Genomic DNA, 22,013 nt, shown 5'->3' with positions numbered 1-22,013 from the left:
ACGGAGGAGATTGACGGCGCCACTCGTTACGCTCGGGGACGTGCGAGAGTCGATCGTGTCCTTCATGGCGATGGACGACCTGTGGCGTCGGCGAGTGCCGGAGCAGAAGGGCTGGCAGATCCCGGGAGTGGGGTTCCTGCCCGCTGTTGACGTGCTCGTCGGGGTGCTCGTCGCTCTGGCTGTGGGTGCCGGTGGGCTCCTGCTGGCCGCTCTTCAAGTCCGTCTCGACACCCTCGGGGCAGCTGACGTCATCGTCGTCATGGTCCTTGCCGTGGCTGTCTCCTTCCGACGGGTGGTGCCGATCGCCTCGGCCGCCGTCATGACTCTGGTCTGGATCATCGGCACTTACACGACGCCGTACGTGGCGACGAACTGGGTGTCGACCCTGGCCTTCTTCTTCTCCTACTACTCCCTCATGGTGTGGGTGCGGACACGTCGGATCGCATGGGGATCGATGCTGGCAGTCTTCGTCGTCATCATGGGATGGGTCGCCGTCATGGTGGCTTTCGGGAGGTCGCTCACCGAGCAGCTCAAGATCATCAATCCTGACGGCAACGGTGAAGGGGTCATCTACCTTGTCCTCACCTATGTCATCGTCAATGTCACCTTCGTCGTCGGAGCTGCATTGGTGGGGCAGGTGTCCTGGCTGTGGGCGCGAGACCTGGCCGAGGTTCGCCGTCAGGCCGCCACGATTGAACGGCAGCGTACCCAGCTGGCAGAGCAGGCGGTCCTCGACGAGAGATTGCGGATCGCCAGAGAGATGCACGACTCGGTGGCGCACCACGTGTCGGTCGTGGGGATCCATGCCGCGGGTGCTCGTCGAGCCCTCGACGTCGGTCCGGGTCTGGCGCGAGAGGCCCTGGCAATCGTGGAGTCGGAGTCCCGGGAGGCCGTCACTGAAATGCGTTCCCTGCTGGGATCCCTGCGAGCCGGTGACGAGTCCCGCGCGCGTCTCGGTCTGACTGACCTGGACCGGTTGTGTGACGGGCAGCGTCGGGCATCAGTGCGTTTGCTTCGGGTCGGCGACGACTCCATGGTCGGCCCACTGTTGGGCCACACCTGTTACCGAATCGTGCAGGAATCCCTCAACAATGTGGAGGGTCATTCCAGTGCCACCGAGGTGACGGTGTCGGTGCGCTGCAGCGAGGACGAGGTCGAGGTGGAGGTCACCGACAATGGCCGGCCGATTCGATCGGCTCCCTCGACCGGGGTGGGAATCGTCGGGATGTCCGAGCGGGTCGAGGCCCTGGGCGGCACCATCGAGGTGGGTCCGCGCAGGGTCGGTGGATGGCGGGTCCGCGCCGTCATGCCGATGCATCATGGCGAGGAGACGAGGATCGAGGACATGAAGGACGGGGAGGACTGATGCGCGTCGTGCTGGTCGACGACCAGAAACTGGTTCGGCAGGGGTTCCGTCTCATACTCGCGGTGGAGCCCGACATCACGGTCGTCGGAGAGGCTGCCAATGGGTCCGAAGGGGTGGACGTGGTGAGGGAAACCGCTCCCGACATCGTCCTCATGGATGTCCAGATGCCCATCATGGACGGTATCGAGGCGACCGCGAAGATTCGCGAGTTCAGCGACGTCAAGATCGTCATCCTCACCACCTTCGACCGAGACGATTATCTCTTCGATGGCCTCGATGCCGGAGCCAGTGGATTCATGCTCAAGAATGCCGACGCCGAGTCCCTCGTCGCGGGTCTGCGTCAGGTCGCCGATGGGCATGCCCTGCTCGCTCCCGAGGTGACCCGCCGCGTCATCGCCAGGTCGGTGCACCAGGGTAGGACGGTGACTGGCAGGGGAGTCGAGCAGCTCACCGCCCGCGAGATCGAGGTTGCCACATTGGTGGCGCGGGGCCTGTCCAATGCCGAGATCGCCGAAGAACTCATCGTCTCCGAGGCGACCGTCAAGACCCATGTCTCCAACTGCCTCATGAAGTGTGACCTGCGAGATCGGGTTCAGCTCGTCGCCCTGGCCTATGAGTCGGGGCTCATCCGTGTGGGGGAGTTCTCTCGAGACTGAAATCCACCTTGCCGCCGATGTGCAATGACCGGGAATTGGGTGTGATGGTCATGTGATCGCAGATCGAGGACGCAGGAGGTAGCCATGATCGACACGGACATGCGCCGCCGAGAACCGGTGTCGATTCGGGTCGATGAACTGACCCGGACTTTCGGGGATCTGGTGGCTGTCGACCATCTGAACTTTGAGATCCCCTCAGGCCGGATGACGGGTTTCGTCGGTGCCAATGGCGCTGGCAAGACGACGACGATGCGGATGATCGTCGGGGTGCTGGAACCTACATCGGGTCAGGTGTTGTGGTCAGGCAGGCCGATCACGGCCGAGGACCGTCGCACTGTTGGGTACATGCCCGAGGAGAGAGGGCTCTATCCCAAGCAGCCGGTCATCGATCAGCTTGTCTACCTCGCTCGGATTAAGGGGGCCTCGGCACGGATGGCCCGCACCGAGGCCATGGAATACCTGGAGAGGTTCGGGCTGGCTGATCGTGCCCGCGAGCAGGTGCAGAAGCTGTCCCTGGGTAACCAGCAGCGGGTCCAGGTGACGGCATCGCTGCTCGCCGATCCGGTAGCCCTCATCCTCGACGAACCCTTCTCCGGGCTCGATCCGGTGGCCGTCGACGCCATGGCCGACGTGCTGAGGGAGAAGACCGCTCAGGGAGTCGCGGTCCTCTTCAGTTCCCATCAGCTCGACCTTGTCGATCGGCTGTGCGATCGCATGATCATCATGCACGAGGGACGCATGGTTGCCAATGGCACCATCGAGGAATTGCGCGAGGCCGGTCCGCGTCGTCACCGGGTGGAAGCGCGTGACGATCTTGGCTGGCTGCGCTCGTTGCCAGGACTGACGGTCGTCGACGTCGACGGGACCACCGCTCTCGTCGAATTCCCTGATCCCACTCAGGTCGACCGTCTCCTCGACGTCATCGTCACCGAATCGATGAACCGTGGCGGGCTGGTTGAGCTGACCCACCTTCGCCCGAGCCTGGGCGAGATCTACCGAGAGGTGGCCCAGTCATGACGAACACATCTGCCGCTTGGCGTCTGGTCGCTGCCCGCGAGATCGGGATCAAGCTGCGTGACAAGGGATTCATCATCTCGATGATTATCACGGTGCTTCTCATCGTGGCGATTCCGGTGGTGTCGTCCATCATCTCCTCCAACCACGACCACGACAGTGTGGTGGTGACCGATGACAAGGCCGCTGCCGTCGTCAAGGTGGCCCAGCGGGACCTGGCTGCCAAAGGATCGGTGGACAAGATCGAGGTGGTTCGAGCTGCTGATGAGGACGAGGCCCATCGCAAGCTCCAGGATGACGACAACACGGTCTACCTGCACGAGGAGGACGGCCAGTGGCACCTCGACGGGTACGAGAAGACCCCCTCGGCTGACGGGTCGTCCACCGGGATCATGGAGAGAGCGGTGGCCATCACAGCAGTGGCTGACAATGCCGAGGCTGCTGGGGTTGACGCCTCGGCCATGGCCAAGGGGATGTCCCTTCAGACCGGACAGGTGAAGCCATCGGACGGCACATCGGAAGCGGTCGGGTACACCCTGGCCATCGTCTTCAGCATCCTGTTCATGATGTCGGCGATCACCTACGGCGTGATGATCGCCAACTCGGTGGTCGAGGAGAAGCAGTCCAGGATCGTGGAGATCCTGCTGACGGGGGTACCTGCCCGGCAGTTACTCATCGGCAAGATCATCGGGAACACGGTGCTGGCGGTGGGCCAGCTCATCATCATCTGCGGGATGAGCATGCTCGCCGTGTCCTTCTCGCACTGGTCGGACATCATCACGGTCGCGATGTCGTGGTCGGTGGTGTGGTTCCTGCTGTTCTTCCTCGTCGGATTCGTGGCCCTGGCAAGCCTGTATGCCGCCGCTGGATCGATGGCCTCGCGCAATGAGGACCTCCAGAATACCGCTTCCCCGCTCATGTACCTCATCATGATCATCTACTTCTGGGTGGTGTTCTCGATGTCGAGTCCCGATGGCCTGAGCAGCAGGATCGGAAGCTACGTCCCGATCGCCTCGGTGATCTTCATGCCGCTACGTATGCTCGGTCACCGCGCGGGGTGGTGGGAACCGATCATCTCGATCATCGTCACCCTCGTCTTCACGGTCTTCGCCGTGCTCGCCGGAGAGAGGATCTACCGACGTTCGATCCTGCAGACGAACGGTCGGGTCAGCTTCAAGAACGCCTGGAAGCAGAACGAATCAGTGGCGTGACGTTCGGCGCCGCAAGGTGTGACGGTGCGGGTCCTGATGGGGCCCGCACCGTTGTGTCATGTCGTGACGTTCGAAGACGCCGGTGTACGGGACCGTCAGCGAGATCTGCTAAAAGCGGCCCGACATCGTGATGGCAACCTCCCCACCGGCGTTTGTCGGCAGACTTCGCTGGTGTTTCGAGGTACGGCGTCAGTGCTGGGCCGCTGCCAGCCTCTCCTGGTAGGTCGGCTCGTGCTTCTTGATCCAGGCGATGATCCGAGTCGTGATCGGGATGCAGGCGTACTCGACGAGGGTCTTCCACAAGAATCCGAAGAAGGCGTAGTTGCACCACTGCCGGAAGCTGGTAATTCCGACGACCGGTGCCGCGATGGCACAGAAGATGACGGTGTCGACGGCCTCACCGGCGCCGGTGGACCCCATCAGACGACCGACCAGGCCACGTTCCAGCCACTTGGCCTTGAGGCGAACCATGATGACCGAATTCGTGAACTGTCCGGCGAGGAATCCGCATGCCCCGGCCAGTACCATCTGCCACAGCGGTCCCAGCGACATCTCGAGGGCGGCGTCATGAGCCACTGAGTAGGAGTCGTTGAACCCTGGCAGGGCGATGATCGCCCAGAAGCACAGCACCGAGAGGATCGAGCAGATGAACCCCATGACGATGGCGCGGCGAGCCGCATTGATCCCGTAGATCTCAGTGGTGATGTCTCCCATGACGTAGGCGAGCGGGAAGAGGAAGAACCCGCCGTCGGTGGTGATGGGGCCGAGCTGGACTCCCTTCGATCCGCCGATGTTCGACAGGATGACCACGACACACATGAGGGTCAGGAGGATGTCATAGTGCCCAGAGCCGCGATCGGCATATGTCGGACGGACGGTGGCAGATGACCTGCGGCTGGTGGAGTCTAATGTCACGGCGAAATGGTAACCATGTTGACGAATACCATCGAAGTGACGACCACGACCAAAGGAGGATTCCGTGACCCTTGCAACCCCGGAACTCAACATCAGCCCACAGCGGGATCTCTACCCGCCGATCGAGCCCTACGACACCCGGATGGTCGATGTGGGTGATGGCCAACAGCTCTACGTCGAGCAGTGCGGCAACCCTGACGGCAAGCCGGTGGTCTTCCTGCACGGTGGCCCTGGCGGTGGTGGCGGTACCGAGCGCCGTCGTTTCTTCGACCCCGAGGCCTACCGCATCGTCGTCCTCGACCAGCGCGGTTGCGGCCTGTCAACCCCGCACATCGCCAAGGCTCGCACTCCGGAAGAGATGACCAGCAACACCACCTGGAAGCTCGTCGAGGATCTTGAGAAGATCCGTGAGCTGCTGGGTATTGAGCGCTGGCAGGTCTTCGGCGGATCCTGGGGATCGTGTCTGTCCCTGGCCTACGCCGAGAGCCATCCCGAGCGGGTGACCGAACTGGTGCTGCGCGGCATCTTCACCCTACGTGAGCAGGAACTCGACTGGTATTACAACTTCGGCGCCTCCGAGGTGTACCCGGAGCTGTGGGACAAGTTCTGCGAGCCGCTGCGTCGAGCTGGACATGACTTCTCCCGCGACAACATCGCCGCCTACTACGACCTGCTCTGGGACGACGACCCCGATGTCCACGGCCCCGCCGCCGTGGCCTGGACGACCTGGGAGGGAGCGACCACCTCGCTGTCCTTCAACCCGTCCCACGTCGAGGAGTTCTCCGATCCGGAGTTCGCACTGGCCTTCGCCCGCATCGAGAACCACTACTTCGTCAACCACGGATTCATGGTTGAGGGGCAGCTGCTGCGCGATGCCCACAAGCTCGCCGACATCCCGACGATCATCGTCCAGGGCCGCTACGACATGTGCTGCCCAGACGTCACCGCCGTCAGCCTGTCCAAGGCCCTGCCGAGCGCGGATCTGCGCATCGTGCTGGCTGGTCACTCAGCCTTCGAGCCGCTCGTCGCCTCCGAGCTGGTCAAGGCCACCGATCAGTTCCGCGGTTGAGATCTGACTCTCGGAGGGCCGGCGTCAAGAGGTGCCGGCCCTCCTGGGCTGTCCTCCGGACTGATCACCCACGGAAGCAGGGAACCGTCCCCAACTCACCGGGCCAACCCCAATCCTGGACGGCCAGGTCAGCCGCTCTCCCACACATCCGGGCCAGTTCCGGAGATCTTCCTGGGTGCTCGGCCACCCACCGCCACCGCGAGACCAGACGCTGACGCCCGCTTCCGAACCGTCCGGAAGCCTCCCGTCGCCGCAACGGGCCCAGCGACAACTCGGTGGTTTGCAAGGTGGCCGCAGCCGCAGCCAGGGCAACCATGTCCTCACTCACCTCGGGGCCGACCTCCCGATACCCGGCCATGGCAGCTTCCCTGAAAACCTCGCTCACCTGGCCAGAGTCGTCACAACTGACCCACGGAACCTGCAGATGTGCGAGATCGACCGCGGGATGATGGACGCTGCTGGCCTCGAAGTCGATGAAGGTGGCGTCACCCCCATCAGCGGGAATGACGATGTTTCCCGGACACGGATCAGCCTGGGTGAGGACGGCGTCATCCCCGCCTGCGAGCTCGGCGAACAGCCCGATCTCGGCCGACGCCTCCGCGCTGAGCACCCTGTCGTCCAACAGCTCAGCGAGCCTCGTCGCCCCACGCCCTGGCAGCCGAGGAGAGGCCGGACCGCCTGAGGACAGCGTCCCTGGATCGGCCTTCCTGATGAGTTGTCGGAAGGTCGCCACATCGGCCCCGCGCATCGTCGCCCCCAGTCCGCGTCCCCACGCCCGAGCCGCCTCCACAGCGGCATCAGGATCAGATCCGGACAGCACATCGGCCAAGGTCGTCATCTCGCCGAGATCGGCCATGACGATGACCCCGAGATCCAGGTCGGCGGCCAACAACCGTGGCGCCCCGGGGACCGTCGCCAATCCAGCCCATTCCCGCACGATCCCGAAACCGCCGGAGTTGTGGGCCATGGTCTTGGATCGAAAACACTTGGCAATGACGGTGTGGGCCCCCTCGCTGGCCACGGTGGAACCGTCCACCCAGCACCGAGCGACGCTGGTGCGCACCCCGTCGCGCAGAACCTCGTCAAGGGACAACTCCGTGCCCAGGACGAACGCGGCGTCGTCGAGCCAGCCCAGTCCCATCTCCACCTCCTGGCTACCGCGGCGACCAATACAGTCGTTGGCTACGTCTACAGTGGGAGAGTACACATTCGCGTCATACCGGAGAGAACCCTGACCACCACCTTGCACTCCCACAACACCGATACCGGCAACCCCGGCCAGGCGCGCCGAGTCGTGACGGTGCCCGCATCGATTCCCATGGTCACCCTGGTCGGCCCCAACGACGAGTTCCTCAAGCATCTCGAGGACGCCCTTGGTGCCGACATCCTGGTACGGGGCAACGAGATTCACCTCGCCGGGCATCCCGCCGATCTTGCCGACGCCAACGACATCCTCACCGAGATGACCACCATCATCCGTACCGGTCAGGGACTGTCTGCCGACGACGTCGACCGGATCGTAGCGATGACCCGCAATGGGGAGGGGCCGGCCGAGATCATGACGGCCGACATCCTCAGTAGCCGTGGCAAGACGGTTCGCCCCAAGACCCTCGACCAGAAGCGCTACGTCGACGCCATTGACGCCCACACCGTCACCTTCGGCATCGGCCCCGCCGGTACCGGCAAGACCTACCTGGCGATGGCGAAGGCGGTCCAGGCCCTGCAGACCAAGCAGGTGAGCCGGATCATCCTCACCCGTCCGGCCGTGGAGGCGGGGGAGAAGATCGGCTTCCTGCCGGGCACACTCTCGGAGAAGATCGACCCCTACCTGCGTCCGCTCTACGACGCCCTACGCGACATGGTCGACCCGGACTCCATCCCGCGTCTCATCGGCGCCGGAACCGTAGAGGTGGCACCGCTGGCGTACATGCGTGGCCGCACCCTCAACGACGCCTTCGTCATCCTCGACGAGGCCCAGAACACCTCGCCCCAGCAGATGAAGATGTTCCTCACCCGTCTGGGGTCCGGATCCAAGATCGTCGTCACCGGCGACATCACCCAGGTCGACCTGCCCGGCGGGGTGAAGTCCGGCCTGCGAGTGGTGCAGGGCATCCTTGACGGTATCGATGACATCGCCTTCTGCAACCTCACCAGCCATGACGTCGTCCGTCACCGTCTCGTCGGCAAGATCGTCGCCGCCTACGACCGGTACGACACCGTCGCCGAGTCATACGGCCCCAGGAACCCGCGCAAGAACAGGAAGACCCGATGATCGACATCACCAATGAGTCCGGCTCCCCGGCCGATGAGGAGGGGCTCGTCGGACTGGCGACCTTCGCCCTCGACCGGCTTCGCATCCATCCCTCCTCGGAGCTGTCGATCATCCTCGTCGACGAGGGCACGATGGAGGCCTACCACGAGAAGTTCATGGGCCTTCCCGGACCGACCGACGTGCTGAGCTTCCCCATGGACGAGATGCGTGCTCCCGGCGACGACGAGGACCCGCCGTCAGGTCTGCTCGGCGACATCGTGCTGTGCCCGACCGTCACGGCTCGCCAGGCGGCCGAGAACGGTCGTACCCCCGACGGGGAGGCGGAATACCTCCTCATCCACGGTTTGCTTCACCTGCTCGGCCACGACCACGCCGAGCCGGAGGAGAAGCGCGTCATGTTCGGACTCAACGACGAGATCATCGCCGCATGGGATGATCATCGAGAACAGGCAGGTCAGCGGTGACGCAGCAGGAATGGGTCGTTCTTGCGATCGCTTTCATCTTCACGGTGTTGGCAAGCCTCAACGTGGCCATGGAGACGGCCCTTCAGCACATGTCCCACTCCAAGGCCGAGGAGCTGGCCGCCGATGGGTGGAAGCCTCACCTGCGAGTGCAGGACATGGTGGCCGATCCCGCCCCCTTCATCAACACCGCGATGCTGGTGAGAGTCATTTCCGAGGTGACGGCGACGGCCCTCGTCGCTTTCCTCATCTTCGGCCATTTCGATCTGCCCTGGCAGCAGGTGCTCGTCGTCGTGGCGATCATGGTCCTCGTCGACTTCCTGGCCTGGGGAGTGGCGCCGCGCACCCTGGGTCGCCAGCATGACACCGCCATCTGCACCTTCTGGTCGCGACCGTGGGGTGTGTTGGCGCAGATCCTTGGCCCGATCGCAGCCCTGCTCATCCTCATCGGCAATGCGCTGACCCCCGGCAAGGGATACGCCGAGGGGCCGTTCACCTCCGAGGCCGAGCTGCGCGAGATGGTCGACTACGCCGAGGCCTCCGACCTCATCGAGGCCGGCGAGCGCGAGATGATCCACTCGGTCTTCGAGCTGGGTGACACCCTCGCCAAGGAGGTCATGGTCCCGCGTACCGACGTCGTCTTCATCCCGCGGTCCAAGAACTTGCGTCAGGCCATGTCCCTGGCCCTGCGTTCCGGATTCTCCCGGGTCCCGGTCATTGGTGAGAGCCTCGACGATGTTCGGGGGGTCGTCTACCTCAAGGACCTCTCCCGTCGAGTCCTCGACAACCCTGAGGGCTACGCGTCCGAGACCGTCGAGTCGATCATGCGTCCGCCCGTCGTCGTTCCCGATTCCAAGCCGGTTGACCAGGTGCTGCGCGAGATGCAGCGTGACCGTAATCACCTCGTCATCGTCGTGGACGAGTTCGGTGGCACTGCTGGCCTGGTGACGATCGAGGACATCGTCGAGGAGATCGTCGGCGAGATCGTCGACGAGTACGACGCCGAGCCCACTCTCACCGAGGAGATCGAGGACGGAGTCTTCCGGATTTCCTCGCGTCTGCCGGTCGACGACCTGGGTGAGCTGTTCGACCTCAAGGTCGACGATGACGACGTCGAGACCGTCGGCGGCCTCATGGCCAAGGAATTGTCCGTCGTCCCGATCCCCGGATCTGTCATCATCTGGGAGGGGCTGGAGATCACCGCAGAGAAGGCAACCGGGCGACGTCACCAGGTGGACACCTGCCTGGTGAAGCGAGCCCCCGAGGAAAACCCCGATGAGGAGGACGACGATGAGTGACGACGAGATGCCCTCGCTGGCCTATCTCATGGACGGTGACGACGAGGAGATCTCCGACGTCGACTATGTGGCCGCCAGGGTGGCCGAGTCCACCCGCTCCGGGTTCCATTCCGGGTTCGTGTGCTTCGTCGGGCGTCCCAACGCCGGCAAGTCGACCCTGACGAATGCCTTGGTCGGTTCGAAGATTGCGATCGCCTCGTCGAAGCCTCAGACGACCCGTCACGTCATTCGCGGCGTCGTCACCGACGAGGACTCCCAGATCGTCGTCATCGATACTCCCGGACTCCACAAGCCGCGCACCTTGCTGGGCCAGCGCCTCAACGACCTCGTCTTCGACACCTGGACCCAGGTCGACGTCATCGGGGTGTGCCTGCCGTCCAACCAGCGGATCGGGCCGGGGGACACCTATCTCGTCAAGCAGATCGCCGACCTTCCCAGGAAGCCTGCACTCATCGCGCTGGCGACGAAGTCGGATCTGGTCTCCTCGGCGCGGATGGTTGAGCACCTCACCGCCATCGACAAGCTGCAGGAGGAGGTCGGCATCGAGTTCGCCGCGATCGTCCCCTGTTCGGCGGTCTCCGGTGAGCAGGTCGACGAGGTGCACGACGTTATCGTCTCCCTGCTACCCGAGGGGCCGGCCTACTACCCGGACGGAGAAGTCACCGACGAGCCGACCGAGACCCTCGTCGCCGAGCTCATCCGTGAGGCGGCCCTGGAGGGTGTGCGCGAGGAGCTCCCGCACTCGCTGGCCGTGGAGATCGTGGAGATGGGGCTGCGTGAGGGGCGGCCGGAGGACCGTCCGCTGCTCGACGTCCACGCATCCCTCATCGTCGAGCGTGACTCTCAGAAGGGAATCATGATCGGTCATCGCGGATCCCACATCAAGGAGGTCGGCACCCAGGCCAGGCAGCAGATCTCTGCTCTGCTGGGGACGCCGACTCACCTGGACCTGCAGGTCAAGGTGCTGCCGAATTGGCAGTCCGACCCGAAGTACCTCAACCGGCTGGGGTTCTGAGACCGATGACGGCCTCATATGGCTGAGGCCGTCACCTCTCCGCCGACGATCGTCAGGTCACTGGTCAACCCTGCCAGTGTCTTCCCGGAGAGGTCGAAGGGGTTGGGGCCCACGGCGATGACGTCGCTCGGCCCGCCCTCGACCACCTTGGCGATCTGGCGAGTACTGGACAGCAAGGCCTGGGAGACGGTGAGGGCATGCTCCATGTGCCATCCCGGGCGATGGTCCCCGGTCCGCTCGACGGCCACCCGTACGGCACCCCATGGATCGACTGGGGAGACCGGGGCATCCGACCCCATCGCCAACTCGGCCCCGGCGTCCACCATGTCGGCGAATCGGAAGCAGCGATCGGCGCGGTCGGCCCACATGACGTCGGTGGCGTCACGATCATCGACCATGTGCAGGGGCTGGACGCTGGCTCGCACTCCCAACTTTGCGAACCGGGGGACGTCGGAATCGGTGAGGACCTGGGCGTGCTCCACCGATCCCGAGATACCGGTCGTCTCGAAGGCGTCGAGGACCTCCCGGACGGCGCGATCACCGATGGCATGGGCCGCACACTGCAGGTTGGCAGCTTTCGCCCGTCTCATGAGCTCGACGAGGTCCTCAGGCGTGACCGAGTCGATTCCGGTCCCCTCAGGCCCACCACCTGATGGATATGAATCCATGCACCACGCGGTGCGCGTTGACATTGAGCCATCGACGATGACCTTGAGCGGGCCCATGGCGACCCGGCTCGGACCAGGCTTCTCAGTGATGGGGGACTGCCCGGTGGCCAGCCCTTGCGCGATCGCCTCGTCAAGACGCTCGGGGTAGACGCTCACCTCGACTCGCAGCGGACAGCGTCCATCTGCCTCGCGCCGCAGCCAGGTCTCGACGTCGGTGTCGAATTCCATGTCGCGGATGCCGACGATTCCTAGCCGAGCAGCCGCACCCCCACAACTTCCGACCCAACCGTCCAGCACGTGGGGATCGACGTGGGAAAGCTGGGTCTGGATGTCGAAGCTGGCCTTTTCGCGGAAGAATCCGTCACCCTGGACGCCGAGTTCGCGCATCGCCGCGGTGTTGCACCACACCGAGTGCAGATCAGCCGAGACGAGGACGGCTGCCCGGTCTCCGGTCACGGCATCGAGCTGTGCGGCATTCGGGTTCGAGTCCCACACCGAGGACCGAAAACCAAACCCTTGCAGGATGGGCTCGTCACTATCCGTGCGTCGTTCCACGTGTGCCGCGACCTCGTCGAGGACCTGTTGGTAATCAGCGGTCTGGCTGACGAGGAATTTTCGGGATGCCAACGCCCACTGCCCGACGTGGACGTGTTCGTCCCACAGCCCAGGCATGAGGATGCGTCCGTCCAGGTCGACACGTCGCACGGCCTCCGAGGAATCAGCGGCACGCTGCCAGGCCTCCGGACCGATGGCGACGACGCGGTCGGAGAGCAACACATCGGTGGGTTCGCCAGTGGACCCGTCAATCAGGTCGAGAATGCGGGCGTCGTGAAGCAGCAGCATGACCAGATGGTCCCACCTACGGTGGCCCATGTCAGACTTCGGACGAATTTGAGAGGAATCCCACGTTTTCACGACTGCGGTGTACTCTGACACACATGTCGCGCGCGCTCCTGCTTGTGTGCCGCAGCGAGACCCGTTGAAAGGGTGGCCTCCTCGCTGCGGGTGATCGGGCTGCCCGAGAAATCACACACTTTCGGAGAGACCACCACTGATGACGCGAATTCAGCCCCTCCCCTGTCAGCTGGCCAGCCAGATGCCCATCGGTCGCTACAAGCCCTTCGTCCCGCAGAAGCTGCCTGACCGCACCTGGCCCGACAAGACCCTCGACCACGCCCCGCGCTGGCTGTCCACCGATTTGCGCGACGGCAATCAGGCCCTCATCGACCCCATGACCCCGGCTCGCAAGATGCGCATGTTCGAGCTGCTCATCGAGATGGGTTACAAGGAGATCGAGATCGGCTTCCCCTCAGCCTCCCAGACTGACTTCGACTTCGTCCGTCAGGTCGTCGGGTCCGGCATCGTCCCTGACGATGTCACCATCTCGGTCCTGACCCAGGCCCGTGAGGACCTCATCGAGCGCACCGCGCAGAGCCTCGTCGGCGCCCACCGCGCCACCATCCACATGTACAACGCGGTCGCCGAGCTCTTCCGCCGTGTCGTGTTCAAGATGGACGAGCAGCAGTGCATCGACCTGGCCCACCAGGGCACCGAGTGGGTCGTCAAGTACGCCGAGAAGTACCTGGACGACGTCGAGTTCGGTTACGAGTACTCTCCGGAGATCTTCAGCCAGACCTCCACCGACTTCGCCATCGAGGTCTGCCATTCCGTCATGGACGTCTGGCAGCCCGGTCCGGACCGCGAGATCATCCTCAACCTGCCGGCCACCGTCGAGATGAGCACCCCGAACACCTACGCCGATCAGATCGAGTACTTCTGCCGCACCATCCGTGACCGCGAGAATGTCTGCGTCTCCCTGCACCCGCACAACGACCGTGGCACCGCCGTCGCGGCCGCCGAGTTCGCTCAGATGGCTGGCGCCGACCGCGTCGAGGGCTGTCTCTTCGGCCACGGCGAGCGCACCGGTAACGTCGACCTGGTCACCCTGGGCATGAACCTCGTCAGCCAGGGAGTTGACGCCGGTATCGACTTCTCCGACATGCCCAAGATCCGCCGCACCGTCGAGTACTGCACCTGTCTGCCAGTACCGGCCCGCCAGCCCTACTCCGGCGATCTGGTCTTCACCGCCTTCTCCGGTTCCCACCAGGACGCCATCAAGAAGGGTCTGGAAGACCTGGCCCGGCGCGCCGAGGACCAGGGCATTGACATCAATGAGATCGGCTGGGAGGCCCCGTACCTGCCCGTCGACCCGCACGACCTCGGCCGTACCTACGAGGCCGTCATCCGCGTCAACAGCCAGTCCGGCAAGGGCGGCATGGCCTACCTCATGAAGACCGAGCACCAGGTCGACCTGCCGCGTCGTCTGCAGATCGAGTTTTCCCGTGCGGTGCAGAACTACACCGACGACCAGGCTCGCGAGGTCTCCCACGACGAGATCTGGGACCTGTTCAACCGCGAGTACCTGCAGGTGCCCGGTATCGAGCTGGTCAGCCGCACGACCTCCACGGAGTCCGGCTCCTACCAGCTCACCGCCAACCTGCGGAACAACGACGAGGACGCCCAGATCCATGGTGAGGGCAACGGTGCGGTCTCGGCCTTCATCGACGCCCTGGCCTCCCTCGACGTCGCCGTCCAGGTGCTCGACTACTCCGAGCACGCCATGACGTCCGGCGGCACCGCGAAGGCCGCCGCCTACGTCGAGTGTGAGATCGGAGATGGCGAGACCTCGCAGATCCTCTGGGGCGTCGGAATCGATCCCGACATCACCCAGGCCTCCCTCAAAGCCGTTGTCAGCGCGGTGAATCGCTCCCGCCGCTGACCCGGCCAAGGGCGGGCGACCAGCAAGATCAGGCGGTGGGGCTGACCTCATTGGGGACGGCCCCACCGAACCTGCGGTCCCGCTTCGCGTACTCCAGGACGGCGTCCCACAGGTCTCGACGATCGACGTCGGGCCACAGCACGTCGGAGAACACCATCTCGGCGTAGGCCGATTGCCACAACAGGAAGTTCGATGTGCGCTGCTCTCCCGAGGAGCGCCAGAACAGGTCGACGTCAGGAATCTCTGGTTCGTCGAGGTGAGTGCGGAAGGTCTTCTCGGTGATGTGATCCGGATCGATCTTCCCCTCGGTCGCCAGCCTGGCGATGTCTCGCACCGCGTCGACGATCTCGGCGCGACCGCCGTAGTTCACGCAGAACTGCAGGGTCAGGACGGTGTTGTCGGCCGACTGCTGCTCGGCCGACTCCAGCTCCTTGATGACCGACTTCCACAACTTGGGGTGACGACCTGCCCAGCGGATACGCACCCCCATGGCGTCAAGCTGGTCACGACGACGGTGGATGACGTCGCGGTTGAACCCCATCAACCAACGCACTTCGTCGGGGGAGCGCTTCCAGTTCTCGGTGGAGAAGGCGTAGGCGCTCAGGTAGGGGATGCCCATCTCGATGGCCCCCTCGATGACGTCGAAGAGGGCGTCCTCACCACGGGCATGCCCCTCGGTTCGCTTGAGGCCGCGCTGCTTGGCCCACCGTCCATTGCCGTCCATGACGATGGCGACATGTCGGGGGATGAGCTCTGGAGGCAGTTCCGGAGGACGAGCTCCGGACGGATGCGGCAGCGGGCCGCGCTTCGGGGGTCGCGGTGTGGTGTGAGCCATGGGTCACAGCGTAGTGGCGTTGCGCTCGCCTGGGATCCGACGTTGTTGGTGTTACAGCCGACGTCCCATGTTGTACAGACAGACCAGCAGCAACTGGCAAGTCTGCTTCGACCATCACAGGGTCGTCCAGACGATGATGATTCCCGAGCCGAGACAGGCGATGATCGAGGCGACGCTGGTCCAGTGGCCGATGCGCTCTCGAGTCCGTCCGGAGATACCCGAGGAATTGGGTCGCAGACGATCGACAACGATCGGCAGCCATGCCGGGACCAGGACGATCCACCACGAGACGATGAAGGTCAGTATGCGCACGATGAGTGGCAGGTCGGCTGTTCCGATGCGCTGGCTTGACGAGATGAACAGTGGGATTGTCGTGAAGTTGGTGGCCATGCCGAGAGCACCCCAGGTGAACATGCCGTGAGCACCCGTGGATCGCGGACCTGACGATTTCTTGTGTCGGAATTTCTGGACGCGATGGGATCCCCATTTCTTCCACGCCAGATAACAGCCGAAGAGGAAGAGCAGAATGCCCAGTACACGGTCGACGGCGTGGGAAGCCAGCTGACGGGATGCGAAGTCGGTGGCGGCACTTCCAAGCAAGCCAAAACTCGTGATGCCAATGGCGCCGAGCACCAGCCCGGCCCCCGACACGAAGGCCCAACCATGGTTCTGTTTCTGGCCATGCACAGCGGCGCTGGCATTGAGGATCATGACCGGACTGACGGCTGCCACGAGCACCAGGTACCACACGCTGCCGAGCAGCGCGACAAAGGTATCCATGAGGCTTCTCCTGGTGGGGGGTCGCAACAACGTTACTGGGTGGGGGCATGCTCAGAGTCGGCGGACACCCTGAGAGGCCAGGCATGGCAGTTTTGCGCGGAACATTTTCGGCTGCACACCGTGACTGGGAGACAATAGGTGTCATGCCCACCTACCGCGATCAAGCCGTCGTCCTGCGCACACACAAGCTGGGTGAGGCCGATCGCATCGTCTCCATGCTGTCGCGGGAACACGGCAAGATTCGCGCAGTAGCCAGAGGTGTCCGACGCACCTCCAGCAAGTTCGGGGCCCGGTTGGACCCTTTCAACCTCGTCGATCTGCAGTTGGTGCAGGGGCGAAACCTTGACGTCGTCGCTCAGGTGGAATGCCTTCACCCATATTCCGCGCCACTGCGTCAGGACTATGGGCTCTTCACGGCCGCAGAGGTCATGGTCGAGGCCGCCGATCACCTGGTCCCGGTGGATCGGGAGCCTGCCCCGGCCCAGTATCGCTTGCTCGCCGGTGCGCTGCGGGTTCTTGGCCGGGGGACGACTGACGGCCCACGTCCACCTGAGATGGTGTTGGACTCCTACTTGTTGCGATCCTTGTCGGCGTCGGGATATGCCCCGGATCTGGTCGATTGCGTCCGCTGCGGAGCTCCCGGCCCGCACCCTGGGTTCTCGCCCAGCCTGGGCGGAGTGGTCTGCATCAACTGTCAGCCACCGGGCACGCCACATCCCCATGAAGAGACGATCGCCTACCTGCAGGCGCTGCTGGTGGGGGACTGGCCTGCCACCCGTGAGGTGACGTGGCCGAGGATCCGGGAAGGATCGGGGCTCGTCGCCGCCTTCGTGTCCTGGCACATGGATCGAGGACTGCGTTCGATGCCATTCCTGGAGCGTTGACCCGGTCTGGAGCCTGACCTCTGGCCACCTGCGGTGGCTACGACGACACTTCTACGGTTAATCACAACGTGCCGATCATCCACACCGACACCAGCGGTCCAGTGAAAGCCAATCTGCTCAGCACCCATCCGGTGTGCAAGCAGGCCGACTACCGCGCCGTGATCTCCCCGGGATGGGGGACACCTTCAAGCCCTACGAGGCCTTCGAGACGACCAGTACCACTGACCGGGAGATGCCGCTCACCCAGGCTGGTCGCCTTCCTGACGACCGAACCACGTGGAATGACCAGGACATCAATTCCTAGAAGTGGACCTGGAACGACACGAATAACTATCAGAACGCTGGACTGTTCTGAGCTGTCAGAGATAGCGGGAGGCCGGCGTGATGTCGGCCTCATGTTTGTGTGTTCTTGTACGGAGTATCAGGTTTGGCGCGCGGGATCCGAGCATCGACGATCCACCAACCATTGCGCAGACCAATGGAGATCTCACCACGGAGTAGGGAGACCCGCTCCTTGAGTCGCGCAATACCCATCCCGGTGGAACGGACGGGTTCAATCTGGGATCCGGTAACCGGATTGGAGACGGTGACGACAACGTCATCTCCATCGTCTCTGACAATAATCTTTGCCGTGGTCGGACCATTGTGTTTGATCGCGTTCGCGGTCGACTCGTCGAGGATTCGGTTGACGGCGTCGGAAACACTCACTGGCATCGGTTCGCAATCAACCGACCAGTCGACGTGCCATCCCAAGGTTTCAAGGCGCGTCACCATGGCTGCCACGGTGGCCTCGACGGAGTCCTCATGGGTGGGGGAGGACACCAGCGGAAGATTCTGGTTTCGCAGTACCAGGAGCAGGCGCTGAAGGTCGTCGAGGGCCGTCCGGGAGGTCGTTTCAATGGACTTCGATGCCGTGATGACGTCTTCGTCAGCGGTATTGAGGCGGAGGGAACCCGCCAGCATGGTGATGACGGTGAGGTCCTTGGCCACGACGTCGTGGAGCTCGGCTGCCAGCTGTTGGCGTTCTTCCTCGCGGGCATGGGCCGCCTGTTCGAGGGCGTCAGCTGCTTGTTTCTCCGCCTGCTTGCGGCGGTGATCGATCCAGCGGAATGCAGAGCCGAATCCGACGCCGATCCCGCATGCGAGGCCAGCGACCAATAAGATGGAAGCCCATCGTGCCTCATGAGCGGTCGCTCGAACCATGACGACAGCTGCTCCGATAATTATCGGAATGAAATGGCGTCTTAGGCCGTGTTGGCTGGCGAAGAATGCAAGCACGACCAGCAGAGGAATGCTAACTGCGATTTTTCCCGCGGCTACGCTACTGACCAGGCCGACAAGCAGTAGCAATTCCTGTAGCGCAGGACGCTCCCAACACAGCAAGGCCACCGTGGTGAAGACATAAGTGGCTACCAGCCAGATCATCGTACTGCTGCATCGGTGAGTTACGACAGCCATGCGAAGATCGTCCGCGCCGGAAAGCACCAGCACGGTGATGATGGTAGCCGTGATGCCAGAGGTTCGACTGCTCCCTCTGGGGATGAGGCGACGTCCAGGCGAACCGCTATTCACTTTGGTGTGTTTCCCCGTGGGCCAAACAGGCTACATATTGGATACAGGATCAGTCATAACACCAATTAGGATAGATGGCGCACAAGCCTTCTATAATTCCCTCGACATGTGCCTTTGGCTGCGTATTGACGGCGTTCTGGACAGGGGTGGACTCGGCGGAGGCCTGAGCGGGGACTGCCATCGAGAAGGAGCTAACTGCCAAGGCAGCCACGATGCCGGTGATGATTTTCTTCATGGGCACAATGTATCCCTTCGGAGGGGTCATCTACAACGGGGTGCAGGGAGTCGCGTGCATGTCGCTGACACGTGCAGCGACATGCTGTGCGCATGGGCCGGTTGGCTGCTCACATGGCCGGAAATCTGGCCTGCTTCTGATTATTTGTTCGTCAGTGGCGCTGGGTCGAACCCGGTGTCATGAGGACTGCTCGGACATGCGAGGATGGTGAGCAGCGTAAGGAGGTGCGATGTCAGTTCGACTCGTCGTCACTGACGATCATCCGATCATGAGGCAGGCCCTCGCGGGCTATTTCTCCCGCGTCGAGGAGATGGAGGTCGTCGGGCAGGCCTCCAACGGTCGTGAAGCCGTCGAGCTCGTTGACCAGCTGTTGCCCGACGTCGTCCTCATGGACCTCAAAATGCCTGAGATGGACGGTCTGACGGCCACCCGAATGATCGTCTCCCGCCATCCTTCTGTTCGCGTCGTCGCCCTGACCACCTTCGCCCGCCGGGACATCGTCGTCGAGGCCATCCTTGCCGGTGCCGCCGGATACCTCCTCAAGGAGTCCGAGCCCGAAGCCGTCATCGCTGGGGTACGCGCCGTCATGGCCGGTCAGGTGACCGTCTCACCAGAGATCGCCCGAGGGGTTGTCGAGACCTTCTCGGCCCAGGTCGGGGGTAAGGCAACACCTCGTCAGGTCGACATGAACCCGGTGGAACTCTCCAACGCCGACGACGACGTCCTCAAGCTTCTCGCCGAGGGGCTGTCGAACGCGGTCATCGCGGAAGAACTGTGCCTCAGTGAGTCTGCCGTCAAACAGCGTATTGGTCATCTGGCGAAGAAACTGGGAGTGCGAAGCCGTCTCGAGGTGCTGGTGCGAGCCTGCGAGCTGGGTCTCGTCACCCCGCGGCTGCGCCGCTGATCAGGAATTGTCGCGCGTTGTCGAGCACTCCGAGCAGATCCCGAACAACTCCAATTCGTGTCCGGTCTCGCTGAACCCGTGCTTGGCAGCGATGTCGCGCGCCCAGTCCTCCAGGATCTTCTCCGGGCCAATCTCGACAGCCTTGCCGCAATTACGGCACACCAGATGGTGGTGGTGAGCTGAGGAACAGCGTCGGTAGGTCATCTCGCCATCCTCGGAGCGGATGGCATCGAGCTCGCCGTCCTCGGCCATCGTCTGCAAGTTCCGGTAGACCGTGGCCAGACCGACCTGGTCCCCCCGTTCCCTCAGTTGGTCGTGGACCTGCTGGGCAGTGAGGAAGAACGACTCGTCGTCAAACAGAGCACGAATGGCAAGGCGCTGTTTGGTCGTACGCCGCCGATTCTCCACCATGATCACCTCACTGCTGGGCGTGGAATTGCCTCAAATGTACCCCAGCGTCCTGTGGATGGCCCCGGGCGCACCATCTCGGATGGCTCCGAGGCGGGGTTGGTGGTGATTGCTGCCGCGTGGTTACCGGTAGGCTGGTCAATGGCCTCGCTACCCGGACATGCAGATCCGTCGGTGGCGCTGCCCGCGTGGGCACCATCCGGGTGTCCACTCCAATGAGGACTTGGAAGAAAGGGACGGCTGTGGCCTCCACCAGCACACTCGACAACGTCATCAACCTCTGCAAGCGTCGCGGATTCGTGTTCCCCTGCGGCGAGATCTACGGCGGCACCCGCGCCGCCTGGGATTACGGCCCATTCGGCGTCGAGCTCAAGGAGAACATCAAGAGGCAGTGGTGGCGTTACATGGTCACCTGTCGTGACGACGTTGTCGGCCTCGACTCGTCCGTCATCCTGCCCCGCGACGTGTGGGTCGCGTCCGGCCACGTCGGCGTCTTCAATGACCCGCTGACCGAGTGTCTCTCCTGCCACAAGCGCATGCGCGCCGACCACCTTCAAGAGGGCCACGCCGCCAAGCACGGGATCGACGATCCGGACTCCGTCCCTCTGGAGGAGATCAACTGCCCCAACTGTGGCAACAAGGGCCAGTGGACCGAGCCCCGCGACTTCAACATGATGCTCAAGACCTACCTCGGCCCGGTCGAGGACGAGTCCGGTCTGCACTACCTGCGTCCCGAGACCGCCCAGGGCATCTTCGTGAACTTCCAGAACGTGCTCACCAGCGCCCGCAAGAAGCCACCGTTCGGCATCGCTCAGACCGGTAAGTCCTTCCGGAACGAGATCACCCCCGGGAACTTCATTTTCCGCACCCGCGAGTTCGAGCAGATGGAGATGGAGTTCTTCGTCGAGCCCGGCACCGACGAGGAGTGGCACCAGTACTGGATCGACAACCGCACTGCCTGGTACACCGACCTCGGCATCAACCCGGACAACCTGCGTCACTACGAGCACCCCAAGGAGAAGCTCTCTCACTACTCGAAGCGCACCGTCGACATCGAGTACAAGTTCGGGTTCGCCGGCTCCGACTGGGGCGAGCTCGAGGGCATCGCCAACCGCACCGATTTCGACCTGGGTACCCATTCGAAGCATTCTGGCAAGGACCTGTCCTACTACGACCAGGCCAACAACAAGCGCTATCTGCCTTATGTTATTGAGCCGGCGGCTGGTCTTACTCGTTCGCTCATGGCTTTCATGGTTGATGCGTACACCGAGGATGAGGCTCCGAATGCTAAGGGTGGGGTTGACAAGCGTACTGTTCTGAAGCTGGATTCGCGTCTCTCGCCGGTCAAGGCTGCTGTGCTGCCGCTCAGCCGTAATTCTGACTTGTCGCCGAAGGCTCGCGATCTGGCGGTTCGGCTGCGTCAGCACTGGAATGTCGACTTCGATGACGCTCAGGCCATTGGTAAGCGTTACCGTCGTCAGGATGAGATCGGTACTCCGTTCTGCGTCACTGTGGACTTCGATTCCCTTGAGGATGACGCTGTGACGATCCGTGAGCGCGACACCATGGCTCAGGAGCGTATCGCCATCGACAAGGTCGAGGACTACCTCGCCGGGAGGTTGCTCGGCTGCTGATCCTCTGGTCAGACCAATCCGACTGACAATGGGGCCG

General features: G+C 63.4%; 22 protein-coding genes. 14 read left to right on the top strand and 8 right to left on the bottom strand.

What is annotated here, in order from left to right:
• The first annotated feature begins 64 nt into the window (after nt 1–64).
• The 4 genes from PALO_RS06465 (at nt 65) to PALO_RS06450 (ending at nt 4,247) form a co-directional block, all read left to right on the top strand.
• On the top strand, nt 65–1,366 hold the full coding sequence (locus PALO_RS06465) for a sensor histidine kinase (protein WP_051048746.1): 1,302 nt from the start codon (nt 65–67) through the stop codon (nt 1,364–1,366).
• Entirely contained in the window at nt 1,366–2,022 is a 657-nt protein-coding gene (locus PALO_RS06460; RefSeq protein WP_015582893.1) for a response regulator, read from the top strand. Before PALO_RS06465 ends, PALO_RS06460 begins: the two co-directional genes overlap by 1 nt.
• Before the next feature lie 84 nt (nt 2,023–2,106).
• Nucleotides 2,107–3,039: an ABC transporter ATP-binding protein gene (locus tag PALO_RS06455; protein WP_015582892.1), complete on the top strand. Its 933-nt coding sequence runs from the start codon at nt 2,107–2,109 to the stop codon at nt 3,037–3,039.
• Nucleotides 3,036–4,247, top strand: coding sequence for an ABC transporter permease (locus PALO_RS06450; RefSeq protein ID WP_015582891.1), 1,212 nt, complete (start codon nt 3,036–3,038; stop codon nt 4,245–4,247). Before PALO_RS06455 ends, PALO_RS06450 begins: the two co-directional genes overlap by 4 nt.
• 189 nt (nt 4,248–4,436) lie before the next feature.
• Here the strand turns inward: PALO_RS06450 and PALO_RS06445 are convergent, their stop codons facing one another.
• Complete coding sequence (locus PALO_RS06445; RefSeq protein WP_041710275.1) at nt 4,437–5,189, bottom strand: queuosine precursor transporter; 753 nt, start codon at nt 5,187–5,189, stop codon at nt 4,437–4,439.
• 37 nt (nt 5,190–5,226) lie between these two features.
• On the opposite strand from PALO_RS06445, the gene pip reads away from it, so the two are divergent.
• Entirely contained in the window at nt 5,227–6,231 is a 1,005-nt protein-coding gene (gene pip / locus PALO_RS06440) for a prolyl aminopeptidase (RefSeq protein ID WP_015582889.1), read from the top strand.
• A 64-nt stretch (nt 6,232–6,295) separates the two neighbouring features.
• Here pip and PALO_RS06435 read toward each other — a convergent pair whose 3' ends face one another.
• Entirely contained in the window at nt 6,296–7,438 is a 1,143-nt protein-coding gene (locus PALO_RS06435) for an aminoglycoside phosphotransferase family protein (RefSeq protein WP_171023486.1), read from the bottom strand.
• A 36-nt stretch (nt 7,439–7,474) separates the two neighbouring features.
• On the opposite strand from PALO_RS06435, the gene PALO_RS06430 reads away from it, so the two are divergent.
• Genes PALO_RS06430 through era form a run of 4 tightly spaced genes read left to right on the top strand, consistent with a single transcriptional unit; the run spans nt 7,475 to nt 11,277 of the window.
• The gene (locus tag PALO_RS06430) at nt 7,475–8,503 is read left to right on the top strand and encodes a PhoH family protein (protein ID WP_015582887.1); all 1,029 of its coding nucleotides are present in this window, start codon (nt 7,475–7,477) and stop codon (nt 8,501–8,503) included.
• Nucleotides 8,500–8,967, top strand: coding sequence for an rRNA maturation RNase YbeY (gene ybeY / locus PALO_RS06425; protein ID WP_015582886.1), 468 nt, complete (start codon nt 8,500–8,502; stop codon nt 8,965–8,967). Before PALO_RS06430 ends, ybeY begins: the two co-directional genes overlap by 4 nt.
• Nucleotides 8,964–10,262 (top strand): hemolysin family protein, encoded by a 1,299-nt coding sequence (locus PALO_RS06420; RefSeq protein WP_015582885.1) that lies wholly within the window; start codon nt 8,964–8,966, stop codon nt 10,260–10,262. Before ybeY ends, PALO_RS06420 begins: the two co-directional genes overlap by 4 nt.
• Nucleotides 10,255–11,277: a GTPase Era gene (gene era, locus PALO_RS06415; protein WP_015582884.1), complete on the top strand. Its 1,023-nt coding sequence runs from the start codon at nt 10,255–10,257 to the stop codon at nt 11,275–11,277. Before PALO_RS06420 ends, era begins: the two co-directional genes overlap by 8 nt.
• 14 nt (nt 11,278–11,291) lie before the next feature.
• Here the strand turns inward: era and PALO_RS06410 are convergent, their stop codons facing one another.
• A complete protein-coding gene (locus PALO_RS06410) occupies nt 11,292–12,788 on the bottom strand; it encodes an amidohydrolase (RefSeq protein ID WP_015582883.1) in 1,497 nt (498 codons plus the stop codon).
• A 211-nt stretch (nt 12,789–12,999) separates the two neighbouring features.
• On the opposite strand from PALO_RS06410, the gene leuA reads away from it, so the two are divergent.
• Complete coding sequence (gene leuA, locus PALO_RS06405) at nt 13,000–14,724, top strand: 2-isopropylmalate synthase (protein WP_023033381.1); 1,725 nt, start codon at nt 13,000–13,002, stop codon at nt 14,722–14,724.
• A 28-nt stretch (nt 14,725–14,752) separates the two neighbouring features.
• Here leuA and PALO_RS06400 read toward each other — a convergent pair whose 3' ends face one another.
• Complete coding sequence (locus PALO_RS06400) at nt 14,753–15,448, bottom strand: isoprenyl transferase (RefSeq protein WP_036902381.1); 696 nt, start codon at nt 15,446–15,448, stop codon at nt 14,753–14,755.
• Nucleotides 15,449–15,673: 225 nt separating this feature from the next.
• Nucleotides 15,674–16,339, bottom strand: coding sequence for a hypothetical protein (locus PALO_RS06395; RefSeq protein WP_015582881.1), 666 nt, complete (start codon nt 16,337–16,339; stop codon nt 15,674–15,676).
• A gap of 143 nt (nt 16,340–16,482) precedes the next feature.
• Here PALO_RS06395 and recO point away from each other — a divergent pair, with 143 nt between their 5' ends.
• Both recO and PALO_RS12990 read left to right on the top strand, forming a co-directional pair.
• Nucleotides 16,483–17,223, top strand: coding sequence for a DNA repair protein RecO (gene recO / locus PALO_RS06390; protein WP_004811658.1), 741 nt, complete (start codon nt 16,483–16,485; stop codon nt 17,221–17,223).
• A 172-nt stretch (nt 17,224–17,395) separates the two neighbouring features.
• Nucleotides 17,396–17,527: a hypothetical protein gene (locus PALO_RS12990; RefSeq protein ID WP_023033383.1), complete on the top strand. Its 132-nt coding sequence runs from the start codon at nt 17,396–17,398 to the stop codon at nt 17,525–17,527.
• 89 nt (nt 17,528–17,616) lie between these two features.
• On the opposite strand, the gene PALO_RS06385 is transcribed toward PALO_RS12990, so the two are convergent.
• Nucleotides 17,617–18,795 (bottom strand): sensor histidine kinase, encoded by a 1,179-nt coding sequence (locus PALO_RS06385; protein ID WP_041710056.1) that lies wholly within the window; start codon nt 18,793–18,795, stop codon nt 17,617–17,619.
• Nucleotides 18,796–18,844: 49 nt separating this feature from the next.
• Entirely contained in the window at nt 18,845–19,030 is a 186-nt protein-coding gene (locus tag PALO_RS06380) for a hypothetical protein (protein WP_015582879.1), read from the bottom strand.
• A gap of 229 nt (nt 19,031–19,259) precedes the next feature.
• Between PALO_RS06380 and PALO_RS06375 the strand changes: the two genes are divergently transcribed.
• A complete protein-coding gene (locus tag PALO_RS06375) occupies nt 19,260–19,934 on the top strand; it encodes a response regulator (protein WP_015582878.1) in 675 nt (224 codons plus the stop codon).
• Here the strand turns inward: PALO_RS06375 and PALO_RS06370 are convergent, their stop codons facing one another.
• Complete coding sequence (locus PALO_RS06370) at nt 19,935–20,345, bottom strand: Fur family transcriptional regulator (protein WP_023032608.1); 411 nt, start codon at nt 20,343–20,345, stop codon at nt 19,935–19,937.
• Between the two features lie 212 nt (nt 20,346–20,557).
• On the opposite strand from PALO_RS06370, the gene PALO_RS06365 reads away from it, so the two are divergent.
• Nucleotides 20,558–21,976: a glycine--tRNA ligase gene (locus tag PALO_RS06365; RefSeq protein WP_023032609.1), complete on the top strand. Its 1,419-nt coding sequence runs from the start codon at nt 20,558–20,560 to the stop codon at nt 21,974–21,976.
• The last annotated feature ends 37 nt before the right edge of the window (nt 21,977–22,013 follow it).

The sequence above is a fragment of the Cutibacterium avidum 44067 genome (genome assembly GCF_000367205.1).
GTDB classification, from domain to species: Bacteria; Actinomycetota; Actinomycetes; order Propionibacteriales; family Propionibacteriaceae; genus Cutibacterium; species Cutibacterium avidum.
Note: the sequence above shows the minus strand (reverse complement) of the source record. Positions and strands in the feature narration are given on the sequence as shown.